Annotated in this window: 17 protein-coding genes; 11 read left to right on the forward strand and 6 right to left on the reverse strand. The window is 63.1% G+C overall.

Annotated elements, in window-relative coordinates; translation table 11 throughout:
• Nucleotides 1-41 precede the first annotated feature (41 nt).
• Complete coding sequence (locus AWB75_RS13105; protein WP_061124497.1) at nucleotides 42-842, reverse strand: phosphodiesterase; 801 nt, start codon at nucleotides 840-842, stop codon at nucleotides 42-44.
• A gap of 36 nt (nucleotides 843-878) precedes the next feature.
• A complete protein-coding gene (locus AWB75_RS13110) occupies nucleotides 879-1235 on the reverse strand; it encodes a hypothetical protein (RefSeq protein ID WP_061124498.1) in 357 nt (118 codons plus the stop codon).
• Between the two features lie 170 nt (nucleotides 1236-1405).
• Here AWB75_RS13110 and AWB75_RS13115 point away from each other — a divergent pair, with 170 nt between their 5' ends.
• Entirely contained in the window at nucleotides 1406-1690 is a 285-nt protein-coding gene (locus AWB75_RS13115; RefSeq protein ID WP_061124534.1) for a hypothetical protein, read from the forward strand.
• A gap of 121 nt (nucleotides 1691-1811) precedes the next feature.
• Nucleotides 1812-2021 carry a hypothetical protein gene (locus AWB75_RS13120; protein WP_061124499.1) on the forward strand — a complete coding sequence of 70 codons (210 nt, stop codon included), beginning with the start codon at nucleotides 1812-1814 and terminating at the stop codon, nucleotides 2019-2021.
• A gap of 59 nt (nucleotides 2022-2080) precedes the next feature.
• Here AWB75_RS13120 and AWB75_RS13125 read toward each other — a convergent pair whose 3' ends face one another.
• Nucleotides 2081-2497, reverse strand: coding sequence for a DUF4279 domain-containing protein (locus AWB75_RS13125; protein ID WP_061124535.1), 417 nt, complete (start codon nucleotides 2495-2497; stop codon nucleotides 2081-2083).
• A gap of 10 nt (nucleotides 2498-2507) precedes the next feature.
• Nucleotides 2508-2774, reverse strand: coding sequence for a hypothetical protein (locus AWB75_RS13130; protein ID WP_235012085.1), 267 nt, complete (start codon nucleotides 2772-2774; stop codon nucleotides 2508-2510).
• Nucleotides 2775-2849: 75 nt separating this feature from the next.
• Between AWB75_RS13130 and AWB75_RS13135 the strand changes: the two genes are divergently transcribed.
• Nucleotides 2850-3197: a hypothetical protein gene (locus AWB75_RS13135; RefSeq protein WP_087086600.1), complete on the forward strand. Its 348-nt coding sequence runs from the start codon at nucleotides 2850-2852 to the stop codon at nucleotides 3195-3197.
• Between the two features lie 101 nt (nucleotides 3198-3298).
• Here AWB75_RS13135 and AWB75_RS13140 read toward each other — a convergent pair whose 3' ends face one another.
• Entirely contained in the window at nucleotides 3299-3715 is a 417-nt protein-coding gene (locus AWB75_RS13140; RefSeq protein ID WP_061124501.1) for a DUF4279 domain-containing protein, read from the reverse strand.
• A gap of 13 nt (nucleotides 3716-3728) precedes the next feature.
• Nucleotides 3729-4694, reverse strand: coding sequence for a hypothetical protein (locus tag AWB75_RS38465; RefSeq protein WP_235012086.1), 966 nt, complete (start codon nucleotides 4692-4694; stop codon nucleotides 3729-3731).
• Between the two features lie 632 nt (nucleotides 4695-5326).
• Between AWB75_RS38465 and AWB75_RS13150 the strand changes: the two genes are divergently transcribed.
• From AWB75_RS13150 to AWB75_RS13185, 8 genes are all read left to right on the forward strand, one after another.
• Nucleotides 5327-5905: a hypothetical protein gene (locus AWB75_RS13150; RefSeq protein ID WP_061124502.1), complete on the forward strand. Its 579-nt coding sequence runs from the start codon at nucleotides 5327-5329 to the stop codon at nucleotides 5903-5905.
• Between the two features lie 132 nt (nucleotides 5906-6037).
• Nucleotides 6038-6313 (forward strand): helix-turn-helix transcriptional regulator, encoded by a 276-nt coding sequence (locus AWB75_RS13155; protein WP_061124503.1) that lies wholly within the window; start codon nucleotides 6038-6040, stop codon nucleotides 6311-6313.
• Nucleotides 6313-6564 carry a transcriptional coactivator p15/PC4 family protein gene (locus AWB75_RS13160; RefSeq protein ID WP_061124504.1) on the forward strand — a complete coding sequence of 84 codons (252 nt, stop codon included), beginning with the start codon at nucleotides 6313-6315 and terminating at the stop codon, nucleotides 6562-6564. Before AWB75_RS13155 ends, AWB75_RS13160 begins: the two co-directional genes overlap by 1 nt.
• Nucleotides 6565-6713: 149 nt before the next feature.
• Complete coding sequence (locus AWB75_RS13165) at nucleotides 6714-6977, forward strand: helix-turn-helix domain-containing protein (RefSeq protein ID WP_061124505.1); 264 nt, start codon at nucleotides 6714-6716, stop codon at nucleotides 6975-6977.
• Between the two features lie 231 nt (nucleotides 6978-7208).
• Nucleotides 7209-7427 carry a hypothetical protein gene (locus AWB75_RS13170; protein ID WP_061124506.1) on the forward strand — a complete coding sequence of 73 codons (219 nt, stop codon included), beginning with the start codon at nucleotides 7209-7211 and terminating at the stop codon, nucleotides 7425-7427.
• On the forward strand, nucleotides 7420-7839 hold the full coding sequence (locus AWB75_RS13175) for a hypothetical protein (protein ID WP_061124507.1): 420 nt from the start codon (nucleotides 7420-7422) through the stop codon (nucleotides 7837-7839). The genes AWB75_RS13170 and AWB75_RS13175 overlap by 8 nt, the downstream gene beginning before the upstream one ends.
• Nucleotides 7832-8044 (forward strand): hypothetical protein, encoded by a 213-nt coding sequence (locus AWB75_RS13180; protein WP_061124508.1) that lies wholly within the window; start codon nucleotides 7832-7834, stop codon nucleotides 8042-8044. The genes AWB75_RS13175 and AWB75_RS13180 overlap by 8 nt, the downstream gene beginning before the upstream one ends.
• Nucleotides 8044-9374, forward strand: a 1331-nt coding sequence (locus tag AWB75_RS13185; protein WP_200822973.1) for a toprim domain-containing protein, incomplete at its 3' end; no start/stop codon positions are given. The genes AWB75_RS13180 and AWB75_RS13185, both read left to right, overlap by 1 nt.

Here is a 9374-nt window from a genome sequence, read left to right on the forward strand (position 1 = left end):
CGCCGATCATACTGAAGACGCGCGCGCACCGCAGCGCGCTGCTAGAAGGGCTGCGGCCCGCCGCCCTGTTCGACGCTCACGCAATGCGTGACGAGGCCGAGACCGGCGCGCCACAGATGCAGCCCGAACGCGGGTGGCTCCATGACGAACGCTTCCGGGCCGTCCGGTTTCAGTTGCAAGGCGACCTGATGCGCCGTCGATGGCGCGCACCACACGATCGTGCCGCCGAAGCGCGCGGTGATCGCCCGATGCACGTGGCCGCACACGATGCGCTCCACGTTCGGATGACGCCGCAGGAGCGTGTCGAGGGCGCGGCTGTCGTCGGGGGCGAGACGAATGTCGTCCATGAAGCCGATGCCGCACTCGACCGGCGGATGATGCATGCCTATCAGCACGGGCCGCTCGCGGCAGGCGTCGAGCTGCGCTTCGAGCCAGCCGAGGCGCGCCGCGCACAGGCGGCCGGCGCCCGAGCCGGGATCGAGCGTGTCGAGCGCGATCACGTGGACGTCGCCCATATCGAATGCGTGTTGAATGAAGCCGTCGTGGCCCGCGAATTCGGGGCGATCGCCAAACACCGCGCGCAGATTGTCGCGATCGTCGTGATTGCCGACGAGCACGCGCCACGGCATCCCCAGCGCGTCGAGCAGCGTGCGCAGATGGCGGTATTCTTCGATGCCGCCCGCATCGACGAGATCGCCCGTGACGAGCACCGCGTCGGGACGTGGATCGAGCGCGTTGAGCGCCTCGATGGCGCGGGCGAGAAAGGCGGCCGTATCGACGCGGCCATAGGCGAGCGTGCCCGGCGGCGTGATATGCAGATCGCTGATCTGGGCGAGCAGCATGCGCGTGTCTCTCCTCGTCGCGGGCGGTGATCCGGCTTACTCGTCGGCGTCGGCCGCTGGCGGCTTCGGCGCGAGGTACGCGGGCACGAGCCACTGGAAGCCGGTCATCGAGGTCTCGCTGAACGTGCATTCGGCGGCTGCCGCGGCTATCCCTGGCTTGACGGAAGGCGGCTTCGGCGGGATTTCGATCGTGCCGTGCACGACCACCCTCGAGCCATGATAACTCGCGCCGGTACCCGTGATTTTCAGCGGTGCGCGCGCGGCGTCGGGGTAGTCGGTGCGCGCCTTGTCCTTGCAGGCTTCGGCGTTCTTGTAATAGGACGTGCAGCCGGCGAGAGATGCGAGCGGAATCGAGAACAGGATGAAAAAGAGGCGGCGGGTTCGATGGTTCATCGATGAGTCCGGTCGATGCCCGATGCCGCGAGGTGCATCGAGCGTGATGAAAGTCGGGCGAAGCTTTATAACACGCGCGCCCCGCGACGGCTTGTTTTACCGCGCGATGCGGTAGCACAATCGGCATTGGCGTTTTTTTCGAGCGCGTTCGATCGATGGAGGCGACCGCCATGCAAAAGGACATCGAAGTAGGCGATTACCTGCTCGCCATGCAGGCCGTGCCCAAACCCCGCGAGGCCGACGGCGACGCCAGCGTGGCCCCGTCCGAGGGCTACGCGATCCGCGTGCGCGTGTCGCGGCTCGACCGTCAGCCGTTGCACGGTTCGAAGCTCGCCGACGATTCCGGCGAAATGACGGGCGACCACGGCCTGTTCGAAACCGTCGCCGAGGCGATTGCGCATGGCGAGGCGTGGGGACGGCATTACGTCGCGCGCGTGCTGGGGCATTCGGTGTAGCGGCGGGGGCCGCGAAAGAGGGGAGCGTGCTCCCCGCGTCAGGCGGGTGCTCGGGGGCGAGGGGCGTCGCTAGACTTTGGCTCATCGACCGGATCGACCGGATCGTTCAGAGGCCGCCACCATGCCCGTTGCCCTATACATCACGCCCCATTACATCGCTTCCGTGCGCGGAGGGAAAACGCGCGACTGCTTCGCCGGGACGGTGCGCTTCATCGATGTGGACGCGCTGCCGTTCGATATCGAGCATGTGTGCCTGCTCGATCGCGATACGCCAATCGAGGCGCTTTTCGACGCCGTGAGGGATGCGGAGCGGCTGTTGAATGCGGTGTGAGAGGGGCTCGCCGATGTTCTAAAAAAAGGCGGCCGCGGAAATAGGCCGCCGCGGCTTGCCTAGCGGTACTCGTCTATTTCGATCGTCCCGCCCATCGCCTCCATCATCGCGCGAATGTCATCTGGCACATCGGGCACGCGATTGCCGGACTCGTTGTCCCAATAGCAGAAAAAGCGCGCCTCAATGCCGTTTTCGGCGAGCAAAGCCCTCAGGTCTGATCGTGGCAGCTTCAAGTGGTCAATGAGAAACCGTAGATGCGGCTCTAACAGCTCGCCGCGCACGGCACCTTTGCTGCCAAGGCCCCAAAGACCGACCCGGCTGGGAGCCCGGCTCGGACGCCCTGACGGTGTAGTGAAGGGCTCCCCTTTGACGATTGCAATCTTGGGCTCGACGCCGAAATACTGCGTCCAGAAACCGGGCGTCAATGTGTCGCCGGAAAGATAGAACGTCGCGTGTGCGAGATCGTGATCTGTCATCGAAACGGCCTCAGTCTGCCCAGTCATGAAAATTCCCAATGTAATCGCCCTTGAAATATACCTCTCTGTCGTCATGCCAGATGACGTTGTCGGCAGGTCCTAAACCGTTTCCTGGCTTGAACTTGTGCAAGATGTCTCCGAACGTCTTGCGGTCATATCCAAGCATTTTTGCGGCATAGTTCGGGTTGTTCGTGCTTGCGGCCAGATCTATCACGTCGTCGCTTACGGTGCGTGGGCGGCGCGCTGTGGATCGGCTGCACGCTGTGCGCCTGGTCATGCAACGTTCTTCCTGCTCGCGCAACAACACGCCGGCGAGCTGCGCGCCGCGACACTGCCCGATGCGCCGACCGTCATGGCAGCGCCCGCTGATAGCCGCTCGCTTACGCGCGTGACCGCCGAGCGCGCGACGGTGGTCGCGCAGCTCGTTACCGTGAAAGCAGTCGCGCGGCAGCGCGTCGCGCTTCTGTATCTGTCGCGACGAGTTGCTTGCCGCACGTGTTTCCGGCTCGCTTATCCGTCGCAGTCCGAAGACCTGATGGGGCGCATGTGGCGCAAGCAAGGGAAGATCGAGAGACGTTTGCGGTCAGGCAAGCGACTGACGAGCGCCACGCGCGAACGACTGGTAGACGAGTTGATGCTCGCCAAGGACGCGCGCCAAGCCGCGTTCATCGCGGCGGCGCGACGCCTTCTTGGTCTGTGAGCTTCGAGCGCGCCGCCGTTAGCGCCGACCGCTGCGCCGGGGTTTTTTCCGACTATAAAAAGAGCGGCGCGAGGAAACAAACCCCTGCGCCGCCCGCTCGCCTATCGGTACTCGTCAATCTCGATGGTCCCACCCATCTCTTCCATCATGGTGCGAATGCTCTCAGGGACGTCCGGTATGCGGTCGCCGGTCGCGTTGTCCCAGTAGCAGAAGAAGCGCATCTGAGCATTGGTGCGCACTACGAGTTCGCGCAAGTCGGGACGCGGAAGGTTCAGTAGCCCAGCGAGATAGCGCAAATGCGGCGCAAGGTCGTCACTAGTCACGGCCTCCTTGCTGGATACGCTCCAGATACCTTGGCGCCACGGGAAGGCACTTACCCGACCGGATGGCATCGTGCGCGGTTGGCCTTTCATTCCCGCGCGAGAAGGAGATACTCCGAAATACTTCGTCCAGAACTCCGGCGGCTCTATGTCCTGATAGATGACAAAGGTCGCGTGGGCGAGTTGATGCGGCTTCATGGGAATTGCGCGCTCAGTAGCTATGCATGTTGTCAATTTTTATACCTTTGAAATAGACGTCGCCGTTGTCGTGCCAGAGCACGTTGTCATCGCCGCGTAACTGGTTTTCTGCCTTCATCGCGTGAATCATGTCGCCGAACGTGTCCCGGTCGTATCCGAGCATCTTAGCCGCGTAGTCGGGGTTGTTCGTCTTGGCCGCAATCTCGAACACATCGTCACTCATGGCGTCTGACACGTACTCGAACGGATGAGCATCGCCCAGCAACGAACCGCCATCGCTGCCGTCTCTATCGCAAAAACTTTTGAGTATGGAATCGCCACCGTTCCCATCGTCGGACGGTGCGCCGCTGAGCAGCGCACCTGCCGCCGCTTCTGCCGCGCCGAGCCAATCAAAGCCGCTACTGGCACCACTACCGCGGACAGAAGCGGCACTCCTGGCCGCAACCCGGACGGGCACGTAGGGTGAGTCATCGACAAAAGAGCCGTCCGCGTTGAGCGGTAGGTACTGCCCGTTGCGGAACCCGTAGACGATCGGCTTAGGGTCTGGCGCTCGCTTCGGCCAACTTTGCGGCGCGTATTGCCGGGTAACCCGCCGACCACCACACCAAGCACGGTCAATGGCGGGAATGAGCCGTCCATCGCGTACCGCATCGCGGAGGATACGCGTCAGGTCTTCTCCATCAGCCGGACGCGCGATGCGCAAATGATCACTTATAAAGGCGACGTACATGCTGAAGTCTCTATGGGCGGGCGCACCGTTGCGGCTGGTGGAGACGCGGAACAGCCGATCGAAGTCCCGCCGATCCTGCTCGATTTGTTCTTCGCGCTCCTTGCGTGCTTTCTGACGGTTCTCGTAAGAGAGCTTCCAGCCGCGATCAACGTCCTGTAAGTCGCGGGCAGGTACGAGCGAGCATTGCCAGTCGCTTGTTAGCGGTACATAAAGCGCGTTGTATGAATACCCCCATTCGGGAAACGACATCTCACCTCCGTTATTTCGGGGTGCGATATGTAAGACGTTTCATCGGTCGGTCGGTTAACTGCGCGAGCAAACGTTCTCCCGATTGCGCACGGCAATGCAAACGACTTGCTGCTGTGGATAACTTGACGGCGCACGCGCGCCTAAATAGCGTGCAAACACGGGCCGCCCGCATTGCCTTATTCAGTGAGCGTCTCCCGTAAAGCGGACAAACTTGTCCACACGTCGACATTCGATAATGGTGAGACGTTGGCATCGCCAGGCAACAAAAAACCCCGAAAGCCTTCCGCTGTCGGGGTTTCTGGTCAAACATGGTCGTTGCTCGCAAACTACTTGGTGCGGGGACCGGAATGAAACACTGCCCGCTAATGACCGCCCGGTAAGGGTGAGGTGTTATCGGAATGAAAATGTGCCCCCAAATGTGCCCCCAGACATGGCGCGCTGCCCTTTGATGGAGTTCAAAGCGGACTCCTTTGTCCTTGGTGCCCCGAACCGCCCGAACCGACCTACAATTCTTCGCAATCGTTGCACGGTGACGACAACGAGCAGCAACCCGCGCCTAGATCGGCCAATCGAAAACCGGGCACCCTTATCCGGCTGGCGCGGTTCCTCATGAGGGCAGTGCGTGAGGGCGCATGATGGACGAAATCGATCGGGATGCGTGGGACCAGCTGTTGTCCCTAGCGCGGCAGGACGTGCGCGCGAACGAGATGGAGGGCGCGATGATCCCGGCTGCGCAACGAAGAACGCGAGATATGTTGCTTGGGCGGTTTCCCGAGGTGGACGCGACGCGGATTGAGAACGCTGCGGCGTTTGCCGCTCGGGCGGCCTCTCGCCTGTATTGCGGTCGAACTGACTTGACCAGCGGTGATCGCCTGCTCGTCGATCGAAGCGTTTCCGCGTTGGATCTGGTGGCGTATCAGGTTTTTACCGAAGTGTGGTCCTACGCCTACCATGATTGCTTTCGTCGCTCGGCGCAGATACTAAATGCAAGACTCGCAGCGCGAAGGCGTGCATCCCTCTATCACCAGAACAGCCCCAAAGCTGCGGCGAAAGCAGCCGCCTATGAGAGCTGGAAACGATGGCGCGCCAATCCCGGCTTGTATCGCAGCAAGTCCGCATTCGCTCTGGCAATGCTCGACACTAATCAAGAGTTGCACAGCCAGCAAACAATCGAGCGCTGGTGCCGTGCTTGGGAGCGCATAAGTGAATAAGCCGTAGCGTGCGCCGCAGAGCACGTACTTTGCACAGCACGATACGGACTCTGCGGCGCACGATGCTTTTTCGCTGAATCGACTCTCCCTAGGCTGCCCTCATTGCAAACATCGCCCACGGAGGGCACAGCAATGGCAAAGGCAGCAACTACGCAACACACGGACGGCGTATTCCCGCCGCCCGATTCGCTTCCGCTCGACGGGTTCACGCGTTGGAGCACGCTGAAGAGCATTGTTCCGAACTCGCGTGAATGGGTCCGCTTGCGTGAGAAGGAAGGGCGCTTTCCGAAACGCGTTCATCTCTCTCTACGGTGCACGGCATGGCCGAATCGCGAGCTGCATAAATGGCTTGCCGATCCGCTCAACTACCGCGCTGCCCCGGCCGCCAACTCGACGGAGGTCGCTTGATGCCGACCACCGAAAGCAAGGCTGCCACCCCCTTGCTCGATCTGCGCCGCTCCGACAGCGAGCGGCTGCGCGTAACCGTCTCCGAATATCGCGGGCGCTCTTACATCGATCTGCGCATCTGGTTCGCTACCGATGGCGGCGAGCTGAAGCCGAGCCGTGCTGGCGTGTCGCTGCGCCCGGAACAGGTGGGCGAAGTTGTCCAGGCGCTTCTGCTCGGCGCGCGCTCGATCGACCCGAGGGAGGGCAACTGATGCGCGCTGTCTCTCCGGACCGCTCGACACATAGGACCAAAAGCCCTATTATCCCCCTCAGCGGTTGCGCGTTCGCGCGACCCATCGCAGCCGAGAGGAGTCTCATATGAAGCACGCATTGCGCGCGGCACTGTGCCGTTTTTTCCCCTATGAAATACACCCCTCCCGCTCCGGAGGACTTGGAGCGTCTGAAACAGGGACTCAACCTGAGCAGCGCGCAGATGGCCGATTTGTTCGGCGTGGCGGGCGGTCGCCAGTGGCGCAAGTACACCGGTGGCACGGAACCGCGCGAGATGAGTCCGCATATCCTGTTCTTCGCGATGGCGCGTCTGGAGTTGGACGCCGAGACGATCGAGAGGATTCTGAACCGGATGCGAGCCGCCGGCGCGACGATCGAGCTGGACTCGCAGTAACTCCCGCAACACGCTATCCCCTGTTCGAACGCGCTGGCCGTGAGGCTGGCGCGCTCTGGCTTCAGTTCGCACCGTTATCCGCTGCCGAGTTCCGCGAGTTGCGATTCCGCAATCTCGTTTCCGGGTTCGGCTATCTCCCCGACTTCGCCGCTTGCCGCGCGGCATTCGATGACGCTTTCGCGCGTGCGATCGCGCTCGACATTGCGACGCCTTCGCGTGCGGAGGTGGCTCATGGATAAGCACATCATCACGTCGGCGAGCATTGACGCCGCCACGCTTCGCCTTCACGAACTGGCGGCGCTTACCGATCTGCTTTCCCGCGACGAAGCGACAAGCGTTTTCGCGCAGCTCGACACCGCGCAGCAAGCGACGATTTTTTCCGTGCTGGAAGGCATGGCGCGTCAATCGCTCGCGGCGCTGATGCACGGTGCGGAGGTGTCGCATGGATAACTTCCTGACCAACTCCGCCAGTCTGGACGCGTTCAGCGAAAAGACCACGATGGCGTGCTATCGCAATCAGATCCCGGCCGCGCCGCTCATGCGCAGTCTCGAATGTGTTCACGGCGCCGCGCGCGGTCTGAGCGAGCTATTCACTCTCCTGCGGCTCAACGAAACGCAACGCCTGAGCTACGCCGACCGCGACGACAACGATGCGGTCTCACCGCCGCTTCCCCCCAATACCGTCGATAGCTTCATGGCCCTGGGCACGGCTGTATGCGAACTGCTGGAAGCCGACATCGAGCGCTTGGCGAAGTGGGCGGGCGAGCGCGCCGACGATGCGGACCAGCAAACCGCCACACCTTCATCCTCTCGCCGTGGCCGCAAGGCTCAGGACTCCTCAAAGGAGTTCACTCATGCCTGACAACTTCTATCTGATGGACCGGGCTTGGACGCTCCATAGCGTCGCCGAGATCTTGCACGCAGCGATGCCCGAGGACTCCTCCGACGCGTTGCCCCTGCGCAGCGTCGTTGCGCACCTGGGTGAGCTGGCAAAAGAACTGGCCGAGGCCATCGTTTCGACCGAAATCGGCGACGCGCGCACCACGAAACCGAACGAGGGGAGTTGATGCACGCCGTTACGAAAATTGAAACGGAGTTCGCTGCCGCGCTGGCGGCGCACGGCCTAGAGCCGGCGGAGATCGTCGCGGACGGCAGAATCCACCGGTTCAAGGGACCGGAGGACCGGAGCGGCAAACAAAGCGCGTGGTACGTGCTCTATGCGAACGGCATCGGCGGCGGCGCGTTCGGCGACTTCAAGGCGCAGATACATGGTTCATGGCGCGGCGAGGCGGCGGCGAACTGGACGCCCGCCGAGCGCGACGCCCATCGCGCACGCGTTGCCGAGCGTCGCAAGCTGGAGGAAGTTGAACGCGAGCGCGCGCGCGCCGAAGCCGCCGGCGCTTCGCGCATGATCTGGGAGCGCGCGCGACCGGCGACGGACGATAACCCCTACTGCACGCGCAAGGGCGTGAAGCCCTACGGCTTGAAGGAGTTCCACGACAAGCGAACCCTGATCGTGCCGATGAGCAACGCGGCCGGCGAGCTGGTGAACCTGCAATTCATCGCGGAGGACGGCACGAAGCGATTCAAGACGGGCGGCGCGGTCGCGGGCTGCTCGTTCCAGTTCGGCGGCGAGCCGAGCGCGGACGGGCTGCTGATGATCGGCGAAGGGTTCGCGACGTGCGCGAGCGCGTTCATGGCGGCGCGTTCGCCGGTCGTGTGTGCGTTCAACTCGGGCAATCTGCTCGACGTGGCGCGGAGCTGGCGCGCGAAGCTGCCCGGCGTGCGGATCGTCATGCTGGCGGACGACGACCACCAGATAGACGGTAACCCCGGACTGACGAAAGCGACGGAGGCGGCGCAAGCGGTCGGCGCGGTGCTCGCCGTGCCTGAGTTCGGTGCGGACCGCCCGGACGGTGCGACGGACTTCAATGACCTGCATGCGCTCGCGGGGCTGGATGCGGTGCGTGCAGTCATTCAGCGCGCGGTCAATGGCGAGCCGATCGCGCCGGCCGCAGAGTCGCCGAGCGCGCCGCCGCCTGCCGTCATCGAGCGTGAGGCCGACGTCAGACAGTTTCCGCAAGAGGCGAGCAACGACGCGTCGCCCGAAACGACTGAGACGGACGAGCAAGCCATTGCACGGCTGGCCGCGTTGAAGCCGCTCCAGTACGACCGCGTTCGGAAGTCTGAAGCGAAGCGCATGGGCGTGCAGGTGACGACGCTCGACAAGCTGATCGCCGCCGAGCGGCAGGACGACAGCGACGACGAAGGCGGCATGTTCCTCGACGTGGAGCCGCACCCGGAACCCGTCGACGGCGGTGAGCTGCTCGACATGCTGGCGGGCACGATTCACCGTTTCATCGTCTGCAACGAGGCGACAGCGCACGCCGCTGCGCT

Origin of the sequence: Caballeronia catudaia, from assembly GCF_001544755.2 — a bacterium.
GTDB lineage: Bacteria > Pseudomonadota > Gammaproteobacteria > Burkholderiales > Burkholderiaceae > Caballeronia > Caballeronia catudaia.

Coding starts and splice junctions, on each gene's coding strand:
- AWB75_RS13105 (WP_061124497.1), bottom strand. CDS start 842: ATGCTGCTCGCCCAGATCAGCGATCTGCATATCACGCCGCCGGGCACG.
- AWB75_RS13110 (WP_061124498.1), bottom strand. CDS start 1,235: ATGAACCATCGAACCCGCCGCCTCTTTTTCATCCTGTTCTCGATTCCG.
- AWB75_RS13115 (WP_061124534.1), top strand. CDS start 1,406: ATGCAAAAGGACATCGAAGTAGGCGATTACCTGCTCGCCATGCAGGCC.
- AWB75_RS13120 (WP_061124499.1), top strand. CDS start 1,812: ATGCCCGTTGCCCTATACATCACGCCCCATTACATCGCTTCCGTGCGC.
- AWB75_RS13125 (WP_061124535.1), bottom strand. CDS start 2,497: ATGACAGATCACGATCTCGCACACGCGACGTTCTATCTTTCCGGCGAC.
- AWB75_RS13130 (WP_235012085.1), bottom strand. CDS start 2,774: ATGACCAGGCGCACAGCGTGCAGCCGATCCACAGCGCGCCGCCCACGC.
- AWB75_RS13135 (WP_087086600.1), top strand. CDS start 2,850: ATGGCAGCGCCCGCTGATAGCCGCTCGCTTACGCGCGTGACCGCCGAG.
- AWB75_RS13140 (WP_061124501.1), bottom strand. CDS start 3,715: ATGAAGCCGCATCAACTCGCCCACGCGACCTTTGTCATCTATCAGGAC.
- AWB75_RS38465 (WP_235012086.1), bottom strand. CDS start 4,694: ATGTCGTTTCCCGAATGGGGGTATTCATACAACGCGCTTTATGTACCG.
- AWB75_RS13150 (WP_061124502.1), top strand. CDS start 5,327: ATGATGGACGAAATCGATCGGGATGCGTGGGACCAGCTGTTGTCCCTA.
- AWB75_RS13155 (WP_061124503.1), top strand. CDS start 6,038: ATGGCAAAGGCAGCAACTACGCAACACACGGACGGCGTATTCCCGCCG.
- AWB75_RS13160 (WP_061124504.1), top strand. CDS start 6,313: ATGCCGACCACCGAAAGCAAGGCTGCCACCCCCTTGCTCGATCTGCGC.
- AWB75_RS13165 (WP_061124505.1), top strand. CDS start 6,714: ATGAAATACACCCCTCCCGCTCCGGAGGACTTGGAGCGTCTGAAACAG.
- AWB75_RS13170 (WP_061124506.1), top strand. CDS start 7,209: ATGGATAAGCACATCATCACGTCGGCGAGCATTGACGCCGCCACGCTT.
- AWB75_RS13175 (WP_061124507.1), top strand. CDS start 7,420: ATGGATAACTTCCTGACCAACTCCGCCAGTCTGGACGCGTTCAGCGAA.
- AWB75_RS13180 (WP_061124508.1), top strand. CDS start 7,832: ATGCCTGACAACTTCTATCTGATGGACCGGGCTTGGACGCTCCATAGC.